This window comes from Halodesulfovibrio aestuarii DSM 17919 = ATCC 29578 (genome assembly GCF_000384815.1).
In the GTDB taxonomy this organism is placed as follows: domain Bacteria; phylum Desulfobacterota; class Desulfovibrionia; order Desulfovibrionales; family Desulfovibrionaceae; genus Halodesulfovibrio; species Halodesulfovibrio aestuarii.
On record NZ_ARQF01000021.1, the window covers coordinates 1 to 18,225 of the forward strand.

Genomic DNA, 18,225 nt, shown 5'->3' on the forward strand with positions numbered 1-18,225 from the left:
ACCATCGCCGATGATACTGCAGGGGAGCCTGTGGGAAAGTAGGTCGCTGCCAAGATTTATTTTAAGACCGCGTTTCAAATGAAACGCGGTCTTTTTTTTGTCTGATAGAGCGCTAAGAAGTGCTCTGTCTTTCAGGTTTACGAATAAGCGTAAAAGAAAGCCGGTTGTCGCATGACAACCGGCTTTCTTTATATATCCAAACCTATCTGTAATTATGTCTTAACCACATTTTGTGAATCCGCATTTAAGGGATACCCTTTCTCCTTTTACTTTGTGATTTTTGAACTGCTGAATATGTGGAAGAAACAAAGTATTGCTAAATTTCATTGCCCATAAACTGTGGGGGTGCTATTTTTTGACTAATAAGGTCAGTGTGTGGTTGCTGATTGGTTTGGGGCGTTCTGTAAGAATTTGATGTATTGCTTGGCGCCTTATTTGTAACAAACTCTAATCAAAGCTTATTATTGATCGTAAGGGCTAGCTATTCAACGCAGTTCGACAATTTGAATCGAAAACGTAATGTTTCCTTTAATGATCTACGTTTTGACCACATAACAAATTATAATCCCAAAGAGGCGAGCTATGTTTAAAGACATCATTGTGGGAATTTCGCTTACCGGAATTGATGATTGTGCGATGAAGCTGGCCACAGAGTTAGCGGAAAAATTTGAAGCAAATCTTTATCCTATCCACGTAGCAGGCATGGAACAAGGTTGGGGTAGTATTCAACATTTGGAGCACTCTGGGGAAACTGAGCGACTGAAAAAACAACTTGAAGAGCGCTATAGTCTCTCCCTTGAAAAACTTCCCAATTCTGAAGTGATGGTGGTTCCGGGAATTCCTCACAATGAATTACTTAGACTTGCCAGAAAGAAAAAAACCGATCTGATCGTCATGGGTCCCCATACCAAGGAATATGAAGAAAAACGCTCCCATATGTGGGGGATGGCTGGAAGTACTCTTGAAAGGGTAAGCCAGAAGGCGCGATGTCCTATTTTAATTATTCGTAAAGATGTGGTGTGCAAGGAGCCTTTGTTTGAAAGAATACTTGTCGCAACTGATTTCTCCAAGCAAGCAGAATGTGCAATAAACTACGGAGGGCAATTAGCCCGGCAATATAATGCACAAATTAGACTTGTTAATGTTACCGAAGAAGAGTCTCAAAACGCAGAATCAATGAAACGATTAAAAAGAGAATATGAGGCTCGACTGAGGGGAGTGAAGGAGTGCGGATATGAAGTGTGCAGTGGCGAAGCCGCCGTGGAAATATTACATATAGCTCAAGAAAGTAATACTGATCTGATAGTTATGGCGCACCATTCTAAAGAACAAGATCCTGAAAAAGCATTTTTAGGTTCGACGGTGACACAAGTAGCACTAAATGCTCCATGCCCGACCATGAGTGTAAATCATTATTTTGATCTGCGGTGTGGCCTTATGTACGATCAATCAGGACAAGTTATCGATGGATAGCTTCCAAAGGCTCGTTTCTCTCCGCTTATGTTTAGCCTAAAAAACTCCAGTTTCTGGAGTTTTTTAATGCGTCCCTCCGTGCCATCGAAATGTTTAATTTTTCCCATCCGGATAGAAGTTAACCTTCAATGAGGATGCTTTTTTTGATGTAAAATGGGTGGAACTGCCTTGCGAATAGCATATTGATATGATTAGGTGATCAGAGGGAGTGTATCTTATATGAAAACGAATTTTGTTCTATCTCATGCTATTAAGGAAGCAAGTGGGCCACTAGTGTTACCAGATGGTAAAACTATTTCGACCTTGGCGGTTCAATCCGTGGAAGTGTTTTCTAAGGCAGAAGGAGTTTCCTTTCTTGAAGTTGAAAAGGCTGCGTTGGAACAAAATATTTTGCCAGAAAGATATGTTCGGAATTTTTCATTAATTTCGATAAAGGAACAGCACAAGTTACTTTGCTCTAAAGTTTTTGTTGTAGGACTTGGAGGTTTAGGCGGGTATGTTGTGGAACAGTTAGCCCGACTTGGTGTGGGAACAATTGTCGGCGCTGATGGTGATTTTTTTGAACCAACAAATTTGAATCGTCAGCTGAACGCAACGGTTGAATCTTTAGGTGAAAAAAAAACCAAGCAGGCAGAACGGCGTGTTACTAGTGTGAATCCTGCGATCAACTTTATTGCTGTTGACCATTTTTTACACGGCGATGCACTTATTGATTATGCTCAGCACGTGGATATTGTTGTAGACTGTCTAGGGGGACTAGAGTCTCGGTTGGATATACAGCAAGCTGCATCGGTTTGTAATATACCTATGGTTACGGCTGCCGTTGCGGGGTTAAGTGGATACGTAGGAACGGTCATGCCGGGTAAAACAGGTCCCGCAGAATTGCTTGGCTCGGGTGATGGTGATGAAAATATTTTGGGTACCCCAGCTCCTGCAGTCGTTATGGCAGCCTCGATGCAGGCTAACGAGGTGTTAAAAACGTTGTGTTGGAATAATCCAAGTGAATCGTTTCTTTTTTATGACCTTAGGGACATGAATTTTCAAAATGTAGTGCTATAAGAAGCTGCATAATTCTGTGAATGGATATTGTATGTCAGAAAATGTTAAACGAGTTGACCAGATTGTTGCTGTTTCAAAAGTCACGTGGGTTGGGCTTATTGTCAACGTCTTGCTCTCTGGATTAAAGATAGCCGCAGGTATTATGGGTAACAGCAGGGCTGTTACTGCGGATGGCATTCACAGTCTCTCTGATCTGGTAACAGATATTTCGCTCCTGTTAGGTGTACGTATGTGGACTGCTCCACCAGACGATTCCCATCCGTATGGTCATCAACGTTACGAAACCTTGATTACTGCCGGAATTGGAATTTTGCTTGCTGCAGTTGCTATGGGAATAGTAGTTGATGCGTCAATGGCTTATTCGGAGCAACACGTCCACCATGCAAAGTTTGTGGCCCTATGGGCTGCGCTGGCTTCAATTGTTGTTAAAGAGATTTTATTCAGATGGACAGCATATTACGGGCGTTTGTATAAAGCTCCGTCTGTTGTCGCTAATGCATGGCATCACCGCAGTGATGCGCTTAGTTCTATTCCTGCCGCAATCTCAGTGCTTGTTGCACTTATATTTCCTGAATTGCATTGGCTAGACCTTGCGGGCTCCATAATTGTCGCATTTTTTATTATGCACGCAGCTTGGGAAGTGACGGTGCCCGCTGTAAACGAGCTTGTGGATAAAGGCGTCCCTAAAGATACTGTTGAAAGCCTTAAGAGGTTGGCATCCTCAGTTGCAGGTGTTCAGGATGTACATAAGGTGCGAACCCGCTATCAGGGGATTGCAGTTTTTGTAGACCTGCATATTTCGGTTGATGGCTCTATTTCTGTAGAGGAGGGACATGCCATCGCAGAGGAAGTGGAAAATCTGCTTCAGCAAAGTGAGTTTGACGTCGTTGATGCACTTGTACATGTTGATCCGCTAAAGCCTGCTGTACGAGAGAATTATCAACCTGGAAGAAGTAGGCTGGAAAATAATTAGTTATAATATAGCAAAAAAAGCCGAGGCGATTGCCTCGGCTTTTTTTTTTGAAATTAATTGCTGGAGCTGCCTGGACAGCTGCCACATCCGCCGGAAGGACAGTTAGGCTTTGATTGTGGAATAGGTTTCTTAGGCATAGGAACTTTTTCAAATTTGGCTCCACCGCCACGCATGAGTGTGCTTGGTAATCGGTTGGTGCCACTTCCAGGGATAGGACTTGGCGCGCATACCATTCGGATTGTATCAGTGCTTCCGCAAGCAGGGCAGGTTTCACCAGAGGTACAGTCAGAAGAGGCTATCTCTTCGAATACTTCATTGCATTTTTGACAGTTAAAATCATAAAGAGGCATGTGCGCTCTCCTATGTATATAAGTATTTGTATCGTAACCTGATAGGCAACGTCTGTTGAATATTTTTGAGTTGCAGTACGTGCTACATGATGCCCCGTTGTCGAGGGCTGTAGAAGAACTATCAAGGCATTGGGGCAAAATCAAGTGGCTAGCGCTTCTTCCTTGACCGGATGCCCAAGACGTTAGGCAAACTCCATTGCTTATTTTCCGTATTCCAGAAATCACCAATATAGCGTCCAGCCCATGTGCGGGAAAGTTCTGGTGTATTTAAAAACATGCTCGCTTCAGGCCCTCCTTCAACATACATTGCTGATACTAGCTGTAGTTGGGACTCAAGAAGACGTTTGGTAAATTTTCGTACAGTCATTGGTGTGCGGCAGTGGATAAAGACAATATTGCCGAAGATGTCCTTAGCAACAGCTGCAATAGATGTTTCTCTGGCTTTTTCAGGCCATAGTGGCGTTAGTGATGCTGAAAAGAGACGGTAGTTTTGTATTACAGTTGAATAGCTGGAGAGTAGTTTTCTATCCTGTTGCTGGTGTCTGTCTATAATGTCTACCGCAGGGAGACCCGGTTTTTTAGGATTGGCAACAAAAAATGAACCAAAGCTGTTGTGAATGAATCCATTGTTTATGTGTTCCTTATCGCGCATGTACCCGGTACTTTTGGAGTTATCCGGAAGATACATGGAGGCATTAATAAGCGCTGTAAGGTTGTAGTGTGCTGCCCATTGCTCCGGTGTGAAAGCATCTCCCTCTCTGGAGCGCATAAGCAGAATGAATTCATAGTCATCAGGAGAAATTCGGAGCGCCGTAATCGTAGCAGAAGTGAGTCCATTTGTTTCGACGGGAATTTCAGCCAAAGATAATCCTTTGGCAACTGTCGTCCAGTTGACCTCAGCTTTAAGCGGAAGTGTTGAGTTGCAAACCAGAATGAAGCTAGCTGCAACTATAAGTATGATGCGGCGGTAATGAATCATTAAAAATATTTTCGGTGTGGCGGTGACTGCAAAGAGTCAAGCCGGAAAGTTAGTTATTTTGCGTTGCGTTGGTGCTCCGCTTTAGAAAAGTAATAAAACAGAAGCCGGCAAGGGCAAAAAATGGCAGAGCAGGTAAAAAACCTTGCTGAAAAATTGCGACAAAAGCAATAGTAATGGAAGTATATGGTGCAAGCCAGTTAAGTATAAAAGTCATAATTTTTCCTGCTGTTCCTTCAGGAGAACGGAGAAGAACAAAGCTTGCAAGCGCCACAACAAGTACTAAATAAATAATCTGCCAAGAATACATAAAAAATATCTCTCCATTATGTTTGTTGTATTTTTATCTTATACATTTAATACGCCTAGGTTGAAAGTCTGTCTATATGAAACTAAATGACTATATTTAAATATTGACATATCAAGTTCTATTGATATATAAATAGCTATCGCATGAACAAAAGTGATACTGGGTTGATTAAATAGAAATGTTGAGGGTAGTTTTGTGAAAATTATTGATGCCATTAAAAGTCAGAGTAAGCCTTTTTATTCACTTGAATTTTTTCCACCGAAAGAGAAAAAGCAATGGGATTCTTTTTTCTCAACTGTGGAACGTTTAAAGGCGCTTAATCCATTGTTCGCTTCTGTTACATATGGTGCAGGAGGTTCCACACAAGATAACACTCTTGAAATTACGTCTCGGATGAAGCACGAGGCCGGTATCGAGCCGATGGCCCACCTTACTTGTGTTGGTGCTTCAAAGGAAAAAATTAACGGGTTTATTAATAAACTGCGGGAAGCAGATGTTCATAACGTGTTAGCTTTACGGGGTGATCGTCCTGCAGATGAAAAATTTAGTTGGACAGATCAGCAGCTTAGATATGCTTCTGATTTGGTAGGACTTGTGAGTAACGAGCATCCGGACTTTGGTATTTCTGTAGCCGGTTATCCTGCAGCGCATCCAGAGTCCCCGACTTTTGCTGATGACTTGCACTACACACGTGTTAAAATTGATGCCGGTAGTGATTTTGTCGTAACACAGTTGTTCTTTGATGTACGGGAATATTTCGACTTTGTATCACGCTTACGTAGTAATGGAATTAACAAGCCTGTTATTCCGGGTATTCTTCCAATACAATCACTTAGCTCTATTCGTCGTATTTTAAGCCTTTGTGGTGCAAACATTCCCGGACAGTTGTATCTTTCTTTGGAAGAAGCAAACGAGAAGGGTGGCGACGATGCTGTAAAAGAAACCGGATTAAAGTTTGCTGTGAACCAGATTCGACAACTTGTTGATGGAGGCGCTCCGGGCATTCATCTCTATACGCTCAACAAAGCTGATATGTGTCTGGAATTAGCAGACAGAGTAAAGTTATAAGATTTTTTTCTGCGGTGGGTATACCTATGCCCACCGCAGGGAAAGTTAATCAAAAGAGAGAACTAGCTCATCATATGACTTACGTTTTTTCTTCGGCAAAACTTCTGCATTTTTAGCATGATGTCCTACTGCCAGAAGCAGTGGAACCCAGTAGTTCTCTGGAATATTGAATTCTTTTTTTACACCATCGTGATCGAAACCGTCCATCGGATGAGTTTCCAACCCTCTAGCAGCGGCTGCATACATGAGTGACATTGCAAAGAATGCAGTGTTTTTTACCGCAAACGCCAGTTCAGAATCGTGCGATTTGCCGTAAAGCCGTTCGCATACACCATGGAACCAGTCTATTTGGTCTTCTTTTAATTCCCCGTCCTGCAATTTATGTTTTTTTACGAGTTTGAATGCCTCGTTGTCCTTATGCCATGCTTTTGTATCTGCGAGTATAATAAGTGTGACGGGTGCTTCACTTACCTTTAACTGGTTCATAGCCAGTTTTTGTAAGCGCATTTTTTCTTCTTTATCGCGGAGTACCATGATGTTCCAAGGCTGCAAGTTGAAGCTCGACGGTGAATGAGTTGCGTCCTCAACGAGCTCTCGGAGCAAGGCTTCCGGTACATCGCGTTCGGGATCAAAAAAGTTAATTGCCCGCCTGTGTTGTAGAATCTGCTTGAATGTTTTTTCCATAATAACTCCTGTAATAGGCTTAAGCCGAAGCATGATTTGTACTATGGTTCTACTGAGCTTGCTGGAATAGTATAACAATATAGTTATCATGCAAAGAATATTACCGGAGCGATACACTTTTTCTGGATGAGCGGCAGAGTCCGTTGATTGCTTAAAGGAGATGCACAGTGAAAGAACTGCGAATTCTTGTGGCATATGATGCCAGCCAAAGTGCCCGCGATGCCCTTACGTATTGTCGTGAATTAGTGGAACTTATCGCAGATAAATGCGGAGGGAAATACACCATTCTTGTTCTGACCATAGAACAATTACCTGCTTGTTCCTTGTTTTCCAGTATGGGGGCATGGAAAGAACAGTGCGCTAAGGCTCATAAAAAACAGCTTTTAGTGCATGAACAGATTGTTGATGAAGTAAAACAGTCAGGGCTTGATCCCTCATGCATTACGAACAAGTTTGTTACACTTGATGAGCGTGATGAACCTTTGGAAGATTCTGAGCGAAAGAGATTGATAGCAAAGGCTATTTTGAAAGAGTTGAAGCAAGGGCATTACAACACGCTCGTAATCGGGAGACGAGGAGTTACTCGCAGTGATGCATATTTGTTCGGTAGTGTGTCGCAGTATCTTTTGCAGGAAGCTAAAAAGTGCGTAATTTGGCTGTTATGTCGATAAAAAAAGCCCACAAACGAGTGGGCTTTTTATGAGTATTTATTGGGGCATAGCGATGACCCGCCATGGCAGATAGGTTTGTGATTTTTCATTTTCTGCATCAGCAATGTATCGAACGTTATCGATGGTTACGATGACAGGTTTGAATATAGGCTCCTGATTCGGAGTCAGGATCTTGTATGCAGGACTGTCGGTGGTGATAATCTGCACAATAGAATTGCAGACTTGATATCTATTCCATTGTACCCATGAAAGCATGGCAAGAAGAACTACAGTGGTAATAACCCCGGTGACCCCTAAGAAACCGCCAACACGCAACGTGCGGCGTAAGAACATAAATAGTAAAATGAAAGCAAGACCAAAAAGCATCCAGTCTTGTCCCACCATGAGCAGCATTTCATTCCATGACATTCGCTTATCCTCTTTACAAAATCATCCTGCTTAAACTCTATGTGCGGATATCTTTGTTTGCAAGATGTTGGAGTTAGTTTCTGTAGAGTAATTTATCTGTATCTAGATACGAGGTTACAGCTTTTTCAAACTTGTCGAGTAATCGTGTACGATATTTTACCTTATGAGTAACGGAGTAGAAGAAGCGGCTGATTGGGGGGCCCTTGATGTCAATTGGGAATACCTCTCCGTTATCCAGTTCTCTTTGAATGGCAAAAGGCGACATGCAGGAAATTGTATTAGGATTGTGCAGAATTCGTTTTATGGATTCCGTGTGATCTAATTCGAGAACCACATTGAGCTTACTCATTAACGGTCCCATATATTCTTCAAGGGCGTCGCGGACTCCGGCACCCAGTTCTCGGAGAATCCATTTTTTGTCGAGCAATTCTTCAATATCATAAGGGCCGTTCTTAGCAAGATTTTCATCAGTGGATACAATGATGAGGTCATCTTCGCAGAGGCGGGTGTAGATGAGTTGCTTGTTCGGGATTTCATTTTCTACCAAGCCAAGATCAATATCGCCGTTTTCTACCTTTTCTATGATAGCTTGCGGGCTGGAAAAGACCGTTTCGATGGTAACTTTCTTATATGAGTCTGAAACTTCAAAAAGAATTTGCGGTAGTATGTAATCGGCAATAGTGGACGAAGCGCCCACTTTTAGAATTCCTGTAAGCAAGTCTCCTTCAAATGAATGAAGTACGTTATGGAAATTTTCCATGACAGGTTCAAGATTTTGCAGCAGCAAGCGCCCATTGGAGTTCAGGCTTAGTCTGCGGTTGAGACGATCAAAAAGCTGAACTCCAAGTTCCTGTTCCAGGCCTTTAATGGCAACTGAAACGGCAGATTGAGTGAGAAAATGCTCTTTTGCCACAACAGAAATGTTAGGCGTTTTAGCAAGGGATAAAAAAAGTTCTAGCTGTCGAAAGTTCATGAGTCCTCCATACCAATTCCAAAGTACGGGGAATTGGTATGATAGTCAAAATAGTCTGCAAATTAATCCATAGATAAGGAGTAAGTGCCAATAATGAGCGTTTACTCATAAAGAAAAGAACATCATATACATTGAATTACGACGATATATTGTTCTAAAGAATTAATAATCCCTCTGGAGCAAGCTGTACTGCAGAGGGATCACACATACATTTGGTTATTATCCGATCTGTAGAAACGGTGTTAAAAGAGATTAGATAGAACCTCGGAGCAAACACTAGTTTCTTTTTTGAGATAATAAGGGCGTCAGACACCACTGTACGCCAATTTTGTCATAGTGCAACCCCCAAAAAAGTACGGGGGTAAGAAGGCAGACGCGGAAGATATGAAAAGTAAGCTTGTTATATTTTTATCTCAATTCTTACTGATCATATCTTGTAATAATTAGCGCAGAAGAACAGAGTAAAAACGTATAGAAATATTTGTTGAAGGAGCTGGTTAAAAATTCATGGGAAACCGCAATGCGCGCGAGTAATCGTCTTGACTGACCAAGCTGTTGGGATTAGCTATGCAGTACGAGTGTATGCTGAAATTACTGGATCCGCTTTGCATGCGTAGCATGTGGCGGGAAAATGTCTTTTACTATATATTATAAGGTCATAGAAAAACATGCATGATGACGTGTTACAACTGCGTGATGAATTAGTAGAAACTGCATTAGAAGCGTTGCTGGATTCTGGATACAAAGATGTTCGTACCTACGGGTTTGAAGGTTTTGATGAGCCGGAAGAAGTTAACGGTTTTATGCCGGAACTGCAGGCAACTAACAGAAAGAATGTTAAATTTATTTTTGATGTTGTTACTAAAGATTTTTTTGCTTTACCGGAAACATCGCAGCGTTTTAAAGCCTTTGCGGATTTTGCAGATGGTCACGATATTCAGTTTGTTGTCATCGTTCCGGAAGGTGAAGAAGGATTTGCAAGTGCTTTCATTGAAGATTTAGAAATATCTGATGAAAGTATTGAAATTTGGGAAGCCTAGAACCTGCGGTTGTCGAGTAGCTTTTGTTTGTTCGACAAGTTGTGTTTTTCAGCTGGGGGAGAGATGTCTGTAACTATTGGGATTAATGGGTTCGGCCGTATAGGCCGGTACCTTGCCCGTCTACTCTCCGGACATGAGAATTTGCGTCTTGTAACGGTTAATGATCTCATGTCCGCTGAAGATGCGACGCATCTATTACGATACGATTCTGTTCATGGTCGCTTTATGGACGCAAAAAGTGTTGAGGGCGGATTTTCGCTGAACAATTCTTTTGTGTCAGTCACCCAGAAAGCTTATGGAGAGTGGGACTGGAGCGGGTGTGACATTGTAATTGAGGCGGCAGGTTGTTTTGCAGCTCGCGAACATTGCCTGCAACATATAGCAAGCGGAGCTAAAAAGGTTCTTGTTGCCTGTCCAGCACCGGAGGCTGATGTAACAATTGTTATGGGGGTGAATGAGCAGGATTTGCGCTCTGATCATCATATCATTTCAAATGCATCATGTACTACCAACTGTCTTGCGCTCCCGTTGTATCATCTCCACAACCATTTTGGGGTAAGACACGGGTATATGACAACCATCCATCCGGTAACGCAACGTCAGAAGTTGCTGGATGATGATTACCCTGATCTTCGTCGCGCCCGTGCGTGTCATATGAATATGCTTCCTACTCCTGTTGGTACTGCAAAAACAGTGGCAGAAGTTATTCCGGACATGGAAGGAAGATTGCAGGGGATTGCTTTTCGTGTTCCTACATTAAGTGTAGCGATGATTGACTGTGTTTTCGAACTGGAAAAATCCGCTACAGTGGAAGACGTAAATAAAGTGCTGCGCGAGGCAGCAAATGAGCATCTTGGATATACTGAAGAACCGCTTGTTTCATGTGACTTTAATGGCTCTACGTTTGGTTCCATCGTGGATGGCCAGCTTACTGCTATACAGGATGGAACAATGCTTAAGCTGGTAGCGTGGTATGATAACGAAGCCAGTTTTTCTAATCAGCTTCTGCGGCTTACAGAAAAAGTTGCCGGAATGATTGAAGCTGAAAGAACATTGAGAAGCGAGATGGCGTCAGTTGTCTGATGATGTATTTAGTAATTTGTTGAAATAAAAAAATCTGCCTGAGAAGGCAGATTTTTTTTATTTCCGGCAGTGGGATTCGTTTCTTGCCTCTTGTTGGATGAAATGATTAGGTGATTTGTATGAATATAGTGTATCCGCCATCGCGATATGCCGGACTTGAGATTCTCTCTTGTGCCGGAGGACACAAGTTTCGGGAGCACCTGCATGATGCGTATGTGTTGTGGCTTAATTCAGAAACTGGTGAGCACTATACGGTGAACGGTGACAGTAAGTTTTTACAGACAGGTGCAGTCAGTTTGATTGAACCTGGAGTCCCTCATGCCAATCGCTCCTGTGATGAACGCAACAGTCATTTACGTAGTTTTTATTGTACAGAAGAATTTTTTCAGCAGCAGTATTTGCATATTTACGAGACCGAGTACACAGCCCCATTGGGAATCAGGCTTTTAGAACATGCAGGGCTTTGGCGAAGTTTTACTGCTTTGCATGAATATATGCTTGGTGTTCAGGATGATCTGAAGGTGGATGAGCTTGTGTTGAGTTCGTTTTCAGGTTTCTTTGAGCAATGCGGGGGGAGAAACCTCCAACCTGTGCGTGATACGTGTGACAGGCGGGTGGCTAAGGCTGCCGAATATTTCCATGCTCATCTTGATTTTCCTATCTTGCTGGAAGAACTGGCAGAAATGCTTGGTTGCACCAGTTTTCACCTTATCCGACTGTTTCGTTTGCAAACGGGGATGACCCCCCATGCGTATTTAACACAAATTCGTCTGGAAAAAGCGCGCAATCTTATCGACCATGGTGTTCCCTTTTCTGCTGTTGCGATGCAGATTGGCTTGTCAGACCAAAGTCATCTCACCCGGCAATTTAAAAAACGATACGGGGTAACTCCCGGACAATACAAAAAGCAACGGCAGCTTTTGTAGTATGTAATCATGTCAGTTTTATTCAAGACCGGTTTAATAGTGTCTGATATCTTTTTAATCACAGGTTCCCAGATCTGTTCAGCATTTTCCTGTAACCATATCGAGAGTGAGAGATAAAGATGGAGACTATTACTTGGAATGATTTTGAGAAAGTTGAATTGCGCGTGGGAAAAATCTTATCTGCAGAAGTATTTAAAGAGGCGCGCAAGCCTGCCTATGTAATGCACATCGATTTTGGAGAAGAAATCGGTCTGCGTAAGTCGAGTGCCCAGATTACGAAGCACTATACTCCTGAAGAATTGGTAGGGCGGCTCATTATGGCGGTAGTCAATTTCCCGAAAAAACAGATTGGCCCTATTATGTCTGAATGCCTTGTCACCGGTTTTGCAGACAGAGATGGTGAGATTGTTCTATGCGGCGTTGATAAGGATGTGCCACTTGGCGCAAAACTTTGCTAGGCGCTACATTGAAATAAAAAGAGGATAACGTGGTGTGCGTTATCCTCTTTTTTTTGGCTCTATTCTATAAGGGCTTTGTTGTTTCGTCTTTTTCTAAATGTACAACCATGACCGGTGTTCTGGATTTTGCAATAACGCCTTGTGCAACACTGCCTGCGAAAAAACTTCCAAGTTTGGAGTGGCCGTAGGTACCCATAACGATCATGTCCACTTCATGAGCGAATTGCAGAATAGTGTGCACAGGATGACCTGTTTGTACATGTACAGTTGTGGCAATATGTGCTGCTTCGAGCTCATATTTGTACTGTCGATAGGCGGATTCAATGCGTTCTTTTGCATGCTTTTTACTGACTCGAAGGACATCATCCTTAATCTTGAGCCAGGTGTTTTCATTATAGATTGTTGCGAAATCAAGGCCGGAAGCAAGAGTTACATTGCGTGCCCAATCCGGGATAACATGAAGAAGCATGAGATCCGCCTGATATATCTTTGCAATGGACAGCGCGTACCCTAAGGCATGCTTGGCCGGCCCGGAAAGATCCGTTGCGTACAGGATTTTTTGAATATGAGGCAGCATTGCTTACTCCGATACTCTTAAAGTTATTCTGAACGGACAATAAGTACCGGTGTAGGACTTTTGGCAATAACACCTTGTGCTACGCTTCCGACAAGTATCCCGCCAATTTTACTGTGCCCTTTGGTGCCCATGACAACGAGATCACAATTTTTTGCGTGCTCTATAATTTTTTTAACGGCGCTGCCGGAAGAAATTATCGGGGTAAGCTTGAGGGCGGCACACGCCTGTTCGCCACCTGCAAGTTCTTCACACTGCTTGCGCATAAGCTCTGTTACTGTTTCTTTTGCTTTGTCAGCTCCGGCTTCCAGTAGCGTCTTAAGTGTTTTGTCGTCGTATACGGCGGCAAAGTCGAACCCTGAATTCAAATATAGCTGTTCTTTCATGTCTGGTAACACATGAAGCAGGATGAGCTCGGCAGTATACTTTTCAGACAAACTGATGGCGTAACGCAGTGCGGCTCCTGCATCATCCGAAAGGTCTGTGGCAAGAAGAATTTTATTAATTTCTGGGAGCATTGTCGTCTCCTTATTGGGTTAGTCTTACAAAAATCTGTGCAAGCGTATTCTGCGCACATGCAGGTCTCCCACACAGCGGACGCATATTGGTTAGTGTACATCAATTGGCAAAAACGCCAATGATACGCTCGAGTCTGTTCGGGATAACGGCCAAGGCTTGCAAAAATACCGTTTTTACGGTTGAATCGCCCTCTTGAATTCATTCGGAGAGGAGAGCGTATGAAACTGCGAACGATGGTACTGAGCATGGCACTGGTGTTTGGTATGACGACTGTTGCCGTAGCAGAAGATATTGGTTCCGTGAGCACTGTATTTAAGATGCTCGGGGCTAACGATAAAATTGTTATTGAAGCGTTTGATGATCCGGATATTGACGGGGTTACCTGTTACTTGAGCCGTGCAAAGAAAGGTGGCGTCAGCGGAACACTAGGACTTGCAGAAGATACGTCAGATGCATCAGTTGATTGTGTTCAAATTGGCCCGATCAACATTCCGGCACGAGTGAAGGCTGGTAAAGAGGATGGTGAGGCTGTATTTAAAAAGCGCACCTCACTGCTTTTTAAAACAATGCAAGTTGTACGTTTCTACGATGCAAAGCGAAATGTACTGGTGTACCTCTCCTATAGTGACCGTGTTGTAGAAGGTTCGCCAAAAAACTCAATATCCACGGTTCCTGTACTTCCGTGGGGCGAATAGTATGTCTGGATATAAAGGAACATTCGCTGCAATTGATTTTGAAACTGCCGATGCAAAACGCGACAGCGCCTGTGCCGTTGCTGTTGTGCGTGTAGAGAATGGTGAGATCATCGATAGTCTGTACCGTCTGGTGCAGCCACCGCGAAGTAATTTTAGTCCGTTCTGCGTGCGTGTTCACAATATACGTTGGAAGGACGTAGAAAATGAGCCTGTCTTTGCTGATGTGTGGCCGCAATTTACGCCGTTGTTCAAAGGGGTAGATTTTGTGGCGGCGCATAATGCTTCCTTTGACCGCTCTGTCCTTTCTGCCTGTCTTGCCGCATCTGGTATGCCAGTAGTCGATGAGCGTTTTTTGTGCACTGTTAAATTAGCGCGGCAAGTCTGGCCGGATTTAGTGAATCATAAGTTGAATACCGTATCAGATCATTTGGGGATTACTCTCCAGCATCACCATGCCGGATCTGATGCTGAAGCCTGTGCCCGCATCGCCATTGAGGGGCTGCGTTTGAAACCTCAGTTTGCTGCTCCGAACATGCTGTAGCGTTAAACTTGCAGAAATTTCACTTTCCCTTTACACCCATTGCGGATTCTCCGTCACATTGAAGAATACCTTCGATGTGATTATACGCAGCAACTTCATTAGTGTTGTCTTGGTTTACCCCATGGTATAGTGGCGGCACTGTATTATTCTGCGGCTTATGATTGTAAGTCGCTTGGCGTTGGCTGCGCTTTACTGTACAAATGCACAGGTTTTATTATGAAAAAATATCGTGATCATTACTTCTTGCGGGCTAAAAAAGATAATTATCCCGCGAGATCAGTATATAAGCTGAAAGAAATTGATAAACGTTTTGCTATCTTTTCTAAAGGCATGAAGGTGCTTGATCTTGGAGCTGCTCCCGGATCCTGGTCTTTAGGTGCTGCTGAGAAAGTTGGTGCGGATGGCCTTGTTATCGGGGCTGATCTTCAAACCACAGAAACAGAATTTCCACCGAACGTTCGTTTTATGCAGGAGAATGTTTTTGAGCGTTCTCAGGAATTTGAAGACGTACTTGCCGAAATTATGCCGTTTGATGTTGTGATCAGCGATATGGCGCCTAAAACAACAGGCCACAAGTTTACAGATCAAGCTCGTTCTGCTGAGCTTTGTTACGAGGCTCTTAATGTGGCTTGTTACTGCCTGAAGCCCAACGGAAGCTTTGTTGTAAAGATCTTTATGGGGCCTGATGTGCAGGCATACGCGACTGCTATGCGTAAGTATTTCAAAAGTGTGAAGTCTTTTAAGCCAAAGAGTTCACGTGATGAGAGTAAGGAAATTTTTTATATCGGTCTTGGATTTAACGGTAAGAAATTCGAATACGAATACTAGTAGTTATTTCTAAATCGACTTCCTTTGATTTTAAGCACCCTGAATGGTTTAGGTGTATTTATTTTTTATTGTTCCAGTTGCAGTATGTTAGCTGCAACTACGTAAGGAGGAATCATGGCTGGACATAGTAAATGGGCTAACATTAAGCACCGTAAAGGTCGTCAGGATGCGGTACGTTCTAAGCAGTTCACTCGTGCTGCAAAAGAGATCATTATTGCTGCTAAAATAAGTGGTGATATTGCGAACAACCCGCGCCTTCGTTCTGCTATTGCTGCTGCTAAAGCTGTAAACCTGCCTAAAGATAAAATTGAGAACGCAATCAAAAAAGGTACCGGCGAACTTGCTGGTGGCGATATCTACGAGATCACCTATGAAGGATACGGTCCCGGCGGTGTGGCTATCCTTATCGAAGTTGCTTCAGATAATAAAAACCGTATCGTTGCTGAAATGCGTCATACCTTGAACAAAGGCAACGGTAACATGGGTGAAGCCGGTTCTGTTGCCTGGATGTTCGATAATAAGGGACAGATCATTATTAAGAAAGATGCTGTTACCGAGGAACAGGTAATGGAAATCGGTCTTGAAGCTGGTGCTGACGATATTATCGAGGAAACAGAAGAATGGGATATCCGTTGTGAGCCTACCGACATGGAAGCAGTTCGTACTGCTTTTGAAGAAGCCGGCATCGCAATTGAATCTGCTGAAATGGCAAAAATTCCTCAGAATACTATTGAGCTTGACGCTGACGGTGCAAGAAAAATGCTTCGCCTCATTGATCTTCTCGAAGAAAATGAGGACGTGCAGAACGTGTTCACCAACATGGACGTTTCTGACGACGTAATGGCTGAGCTTAACGCTGAATAAGTTGGCTGCTACGTAAAGACTTTTTTGCCTGTGGCGACGGAGTTTGTATTACTCCGGCGGGCAAGGGGGCAGCTCCTTGCATTCACGCGAGAGGTATTCTCTCGCGACTGCAATTAGATGAGAACATTTTTGTTTAAAGTATAATTAGACGTTACCGTGTTCGAGATTTTTTGCAGAAGATGAAAAAAGAAGGGAGGGAGTGTAAGCTCTCTCCTTTTTTATTGGTGTGTTTTAATTTGCAGTTGTACTATTCCGCAGTAGACGAGACAATGCAGAAACTTCATAGTGAGCATTTAGGATACATCATCATTTGACCGGTGGAGTTTGTTTTGACTGTAAATCGAGTGCTTGGCATTGACCCGGGGTCCCGCGTGATGGGCTGGGGGATAGTGGAAGAGATTTCCGGCGTAGCAAAGTTAGTAGACTGTGGTGCTATTCGCGCAACAGATAAGGATTTTGCGTGCCGTATGGGGCTTATTTTTAAAGAACTTAATGCTATTGTACAATTGCACAAACCCACCGTTGCGGCGGTGGAAAACGTATTTACAGCTAAAAACCCTGCGTCGGCATTAAAACTTGGGCAGGCTCGTGGGGTTGCTCTCGCTGCGTGCGCTGCAAACGATGTGAAAGTGTTCAGCTATGAACCGACCAAAATTAAGCAGACCATTGTGGGTGGCGGACGTGCTGCAAAAGAGCAGGTCGCTTTTATGGTGGCACAAATTTTAGGTGTGAAAAAGCCCAATTGGGCTCTGGATACGTCAGATGCTCTTGCTGCCGCGGTCTGCCATCTCAATACAAGCCGCTTTGCTAAGTATCTCTAGACCCGCTTCTAGATTCTAATTGCGTGCTTTCCCCAACATGCTGTGGTATTGAAACAAGTTGGGTTATACCTTTGATTATTCCCCTGTTTGCTTTTCTATACGTATGGAGTAGGCAGTCTACAGACTTGCAAAATATTTTTAACATCCTGTTGGCCTGCATCTGCCTGAGGTTCTGGCAAATAGATGTTTAAAAGGCAAAACCAGCTTTATTTATTGGAGCGTCTTGGGTAATAGTCTCTTGATAGCCGGAGACGTTCACGCGTTGTGATGTACAGCCTGTCGCTCCTGATTCACTTCATTCAAAAAAGTTTTTCAAAGCATATATCATGATCGCATATCTTGAAGGTAAAATTGCAGAGACAACGGAGCAGAGTGTCATCATCGTTACAGAGGGCGGTGTTGGGTACGAAGTCCGTTTGCCTGCCCATACGATGAATCGTGTCCCTGCCAAGGGTGGCGATATTGCAGTCTACGTCTACACGGTCGTTCGTGAAGATGCACTGGAATTGTACGGTTTTGAGTCATGGGACGAGCGCCAGATGTATACCACTTTGATTTCTATATCGAAAGTTGGTGGTAAAACAGCGCTGGGCATCTTATCTGTATATCGTCCGGATGATCTGCGCCGTATTGTTTTTGAGGAAGATATTAACGCCTTGACGCAGGTTTCCGGTATTGGCAAGAAAGGGGCACAGCATATTTTTCTTGAGTTAAAGTATAAGCTTAAAGTGGACGAAATGCCTGTTGTATCCGGTAAGGGTGAGGTTCCAGCAACCAGTGTGTACCGTGATGCTTTAGACGGCCTTGCCAACCTTGGTTACGGCGAAGATGAAGCCGCACCACTGCTGAAAACTATTTTGAAAAATGAGCCGGATCTTGACGTGGGTAGTGCTCTTCGAAGTGCGCTTAAAGCTCTTGCAAAGGGATAGGA

Annotated in this window: 23 protein-coding genes; 15 read left to right on the forward strand and 8 right to left on the reverse strand. The window is 43.4% G+C overall.

The window, feature by feature from the left end:
• Positions 1-582 precede the first annotated feature (582 nt).
• From F461_RS0110645 to F461_RS0110655, 3 genes are all read left to right on the forward strand, one after another.
• Complete coding sequence (locus tag F461_RS0110645) at positions 583-1,473, forward strand: universal stress protein (protein WP_020001143.1); 891 nt, start codon at positions 583-585, stop codon at positions 1,471-1,473.
• Between the two features lie 219 nt (positions 1,474-1,692).
• A complete protein-coding gene (locus tag F461_RS17690; RefSeq protein ID WP_020001144.1) occupies positions 1,693-2,532 on the forward strand; it encodes a HesA/MoeB/ThiF family protein in 840 nt (279 codons plus the stop codon).
• 31 nt (positions 2,533-2,563) lie between these two features.
• Positions 2,564-3,505 carry a cation diffusion facilitator family transporter gene (locus tag F461_RS0110655; RefSeq protein ID WP_020001145.1) on the forward strand — a complete coding sequence of 314 codons (942 nt, stop codon included), beginning with the start codon at positions 2,564-2,566 and terminating at the stop codon, positions 3,503-3,505.
• 53 nt (positions 3,506-3,558) lie between these two features.
• Here the strand turns inward: F461_RS0110655 and F461_RS17695 are convergent, their stop codons facing one another.
• The 3 genes from F461_RS17695 to F461_RS0110670 all read right to left on the reverse strand — a co-directional run bounded on the left by F461_RS17695 (position 3,559) and on the right by F461_RS0110670 (position 5,141).
• Positions 3,559-3,855, reverse strand: coding sequence for an FmdB family zinc ribbon protein (locus F461_RS17695; RefSeq protein WP_020001146.1), 297 nt, complete (start codon positions 3,853-3,855; stop codon positions 3,559-3,561).
• Positions 3,856-4,003: 148 nt separating this feature from the next.
• Positions 4,004-4,834: a phosphodiester glycosidase family protein gene (locus tag F461_RS17700; RefSeq protein WP_020001147.1), complete on the reverse strand. Its 831-nt coding sequence runs from the start codon at positions 4,832-4,834 to the stop codon at positions 4,004-4,006.
• Between the two features lie 49 nt (positions 4,835-4,883).
• Positions 4,884-5,141 carry a hypothetical protein gene (locus F461_RS0110670; protein ID WP_020001148.1) on the reverse strand — a complete coding sequence of 86 codons (258 nt, stop codon included), beginning with the start codon at positions 5,139-5,141 and terminating at the stop codon, positions 4,884-4,886.
• A gap of 195 nt (positions 5,142-5,336) precedes the next feature.
• Here F461_RS0110670 and metF point away from each other — a divergent pair, with 195 nt between their 5' ends.
• Positions 5,337-6,209, forward strand: coding sequence for a methylenetetrahydrofolate reductase [NAD(P)H] (metF, locus tag F461_RS0110675; protein WP_020001149.1), 873 nt, complete (start codon positions 5,337-5,339; stop codon positions 6,207-6,209).
• Between the two features lie 45 nt (positions 6,210-6,254).
• Here metF and F461_RS0110680 read toward each other — a convergent pair whose 3' ends face one another.
• Positions 6,255-6,893: a nitroreductase family protein gene (locus tag F461_RS0110680; RefSeq protein ID WP_020001150.1), complete on the reverse strand. Its 639-nt coding sequence runs from the start codon at positions 6,891-6,893 to the stop codon at positions 6,255-6,257.
• 167 nt (positions 6,894-7,060) lie between these two features.
• Between F461_RS0110680 and F461_RS0110685 the strand changes: the two genes are divergently transcribed.
• Complete coding sequence (locus F461_RS0110685) at positions 7,061-7,564, forward strand: universal stress protein (RefSeq protein WP_020001151.1); 504 nt, start codon at positions 7,061-7,063, stop codon at positions 7,562-7,564.
• Between the two features lie 36 nt (positions 7,565-7,600).
• Here the strand turns inward: F461_RS0110685 and F461_RS0110690 are convergent, their stop codons facing one another.
• Positions 7,601-7,972: a hypothetical protein gene (locus F461_RS0110690; protein ID WP_020001152.1), complete on the reverse strand. Its 372-nt coding sequence runs from the start codon at positions 7,970-7,972 to the stop codon at positions 7,601-7,603.
• Positions 7,973-8,045: 73 nt separating this feature from the next.
• Positions 8,046-8,945 (reverse strand): LysR family transcriptional regulator, encoded by a 900-nt coding sequence (locus F461_RS17705; protein ID WP_020001153.1) that lies wholly within the window; start codon positions 8,943-8,945, stop codon positions 8,046-8,048.
• A gap of 668 nt (positions 8,946-9,613) precedes the next feature.
• Between F461_RS17705 and F461_RS0110700 the strand changes: the two genes are divergently transcribed.
• The 4 genes from F461_RS0110700 to F461_RS0110715 all read left to right on the forward strand — a co-directional run bounded on the left by F461_RS0110700 (position 9,614) and on the right by F461_RS0110715 (position 12,452).
• Entirely contained in the window at positions 9,614-9,985 is a 372-nt protein-coding gene (locus F461_RS0110700) for a hypothetical protein (RefSeq protein ID WP_020001154.1), read from the forward strand.
• 63 nt (positions 9,986-10,048) lie between these two features.
• Positions 10,049-11,068 carry a type I glyceraldehyde-3-phosphate dehydrogenase gene (locus F461_RS0110705; RefSeq protein ID WP_020001155.1) on the forward strand — a complete coding sequence of 340 codons (1,020 nt, stop codon included), beginning with the start codon at positions 10,049-10,051 and terminating at the stop codon, positions 11,066-11,068.
• A gap of 119 nt (positions 11,069-11,187) precedes the next feature.
• Positions 11,188-11,994, forward strand: coding sequence for a helix-turn-helix domain-containing protein (locus F461_RS18700; RefSeq protein ID WP_020001156.1), 807 nt, complete (start codon positions 11,188-11,190; stop codon positions 11,992-11,994).
• 119 nt (positions 11,995-12,113) lie between these two features.
• Complete coding sequence (locus F461_RS0110715) at positions 12,114-12,452, forward strand: tRNA-binding protein (protein ID WP_020001157.1); 339 nt, start codon at positions 12,114-12,116, stop codon at positions 12,450-12,452.
• A gap of 64 nt (positions 12,453-12,516) precedes the next feature.
• Here F461_RS0110715 and F461_RS0110720 read toward each other — a convergent pair whose 3' ends face one another.
• A complete protein-coding gene (locus tag F461_RS0110720) occupies positions 12,517-13,029 on the reverse strand; it encodes a universal stress protein (RefSeq protein WP_020001158.1) in 513 nt (170 codons plus the stop codon).
• Between the two features lie 23 nt (positions 13,030-13,052).
• Positions 13,053-13,544, reverse strand: a complete 492-nt coding sequence (locus F461_RS0110725; protein WP_020001159.1) for a universal stress protein — start codon at positions 13,542-13,544, stop codon at positions 13,053-13,055.
• Between the two features lie 219 nt (positions 13,545-13,763).
• Here F461_RS0110725 and creA point away from each other — a divergent pair, with 219 nt between their 5' ends.
• The 6 genes from creA (at position 13,764) to ruvA (ending at position 18,223) form a co-directional block, all read left to right on the forward strand.
• On the forward strand, positions 13,764-14,240 hold the full coding sequence (gene creA / locus F461_RS0110730; RefSeq protein ID WP_020001160.1) for a protein CreA: 477 nt from the start codon (positions 13,764-13,766) through the stop codon (positions 14,238-14,240).
• A gap of 1 nt (position 14,241) precedes the next feature.
• Positions 14,242-14,781, forward strand: a complete 540-nt coding sequence (locus F461_RS0110735; protein WP_020001161.1) for a 3'-5' exonuclease — start codon at positions 14,242-14,244, stop codon at positions 14,779-14,781.
• 216 nt (positions 14,782-14,997) lie between these two features.
• Complete coding sequence (locus tag F461_RS0110740; RefSeq protein ID WP_020001162.1) at positions 14,998-15,609, forward strand: RlmE family RNA methyltransferase; 612 nt, start codon at positions 14,998-15,000, stop codon at positions 15,607-15,609.
• Between the two features lie 114 nt (positions 15,610-15,723).
• Positions 15,724-16,473, forward strand: coding sequence for a YebC/PmpR family DNA-binding transcriptional regulator (locus F461_RS0110745; protein WP_020001163.1), 750 nt, complete (start codon positions 15,724-15,726; stop codon positions 16,471-16,473).
• A 374-nt stretch (positions 16,474-16,847) separates the two neighbouring features.
• The gene (gene ruvC, locus F461_RS0110750; protein WP_051089218.1) at positions 16,848-17,294 is read left to right on the forward strand and encodes a crossover junction endodeoxyribonuclease RuvC; all 447 of its coding nucleotides are present in this window, start codon (positions 16,848-16,850) and stop codon (positions 17,292-17,294) included.
• A gap of 326 nt (positions 17,295-17,620) precedes the next feature.
• A complete protein-coding gene (gene ruvA, locus F461_RS0110755; RefSeq protein WP_020001165.1) occupies positions 17,621-18,223 on the forward strand; it encodes a Holliday junction branch migration protein RuvA in 603 nt (200 codons plus the stop codon).
• The last annotated feature ends 2 nt before the right edge of the window (positions 18,224-18,225 follow it).

Coding starts and splice junctions, on each gene's coding strand:
- F461_RS0110645 (WP_020001143.1), top strand. CDS start 583: ATGTTTAAAGACATCATTGTGGGAATTTCGCTTACCGGAATTGATGAT.
- F461_RS17690 (WP_020001144.1), top strand. CDS start 1,693: ATGAAAACGAATTTTGTTCTATCTCATGCTATTAAGGAAGCAAGTGGG.
- F461_RS0110655 (WP_020001145.1), top strand. CDS start 2,564: ATGTCAGAAAATGTTAAACGAGTTGACCAGATTGTTGCTGTTTCAAAA.
- F461_RS17695 (WP_020001146.1), bottom strand. CDS start 3,855: ATGCCTCTTTATGATTTTAACTGTCAAAAATGCAATGAAGTATTCGAA.
- F461_RS17700 (WP_020001147.1), bottom strand. CDS start 4,834: ATGATTCATTACCGCCGCATCATACTTATAGTTGCAGCTAGCTTCATT.
- F461_RS0110670 (WP_020001148.1), bottom strand. CDS start 5,141: ATGTATTCTTGGCAGATTATTTATTTAGTACTTGTTGTGGCGCTTGCA.
- F461_RS0110680 (WP_020001150.1), bottom strand. CDS start 6,893: ATGGAAAAAACATTCAAGCAGATTCTACAACACAGGCGGGCAATTAAC.
- F461_RS0110690 (WP_020001152.1), bottom strand. CDS start 7,972: ATGTCATGGAATGAAATGCTGCTCATGGTGGGACAAGACTGGATGCTT.
- F461_RS17705 (WP_020001153.1), bottom strand. CDS start 8,945: ATGAACTTTCGACAGCTAGAACTTTTTTTATCCCTTGCTAAAACGCCT.
- F461_RS0110700 (WP_020001154.1), top strand. CDS start 9,614: ATGCATGATGACGTGTTACAACTGCGTGATGAATTAGTAGAAACTGCA.
- F461_RS0110705 (WP_020001155.1), top strand. CDS start 10,049: ATGTCTGTAACTATTGGGATTAATGGGTTCGGCCGTATAGGCCGGTAC.
- F461_RS18700 (WP_020001156.1), top strand. CDS start 11,188: ATGAATATAGTGTATCCGCCATCGCGATATGCCGGACTTGAGATTCTC.
- F461_RS0110715 (WP_020001157.1), top strand. CDS start 12,114: ATGGAGACTATTACTTGGAATGATTTTGAGAAAGTTGAATTGCGCGTG.
- F461_RS0110720 (WP_020001158.1), bottom strand. CDS start 13,029: ATGCTGCCTCATATTCAAAAAATCCTGTACGCAACGGATCTTTCCGGG.
- F461_RS0110725 (WP_020001159.1), bottom strand. CDS start 13,544: ATGCTCCCAGAAATTAATAAAATTCTTCTTGCCACAGACCTTTCGGAT.
- creA (WP_020001160.1), top strand. CDS start 13,764: ATGAAACTGCGAACGATGGTACTGAGCATGGCACTGGTGTTTGGTATG.
- F461_RS0110735 (WP_020001161.1), top strand. CDS start 14,242: ATGTCTGGATATAAAGGAACATTCGCTGCAATTGATTTTGAAACTGCC.
- F461_RS0110740 (WP_020001162.1), top strand. CDS start 14,998: ATGAAAAAATATCGTGATCATTACTTCTTGCGGGCTAAAAAAGATAAT.
- F461_RS0110745 (WP_020001163.1), top strand. CDS start 15,724: ATGGCTGGACATAGTAAATGGGCTAACATTAAGCACCGTAAAGGTCGT.
- ruvC (WP_051089218.1), top strand. CDS start 16,848: ATGGGCTGGGGGATAGTGGAAGAGATTTCCGGCGTAGCAAAGTTAGTA.
- ruvA (WP_020001165.1), top strand. CDS start 17,621: ATGATCGCATATCTTGAAGGTAAAATTGCAGAGACAACGGAGCAGAGT.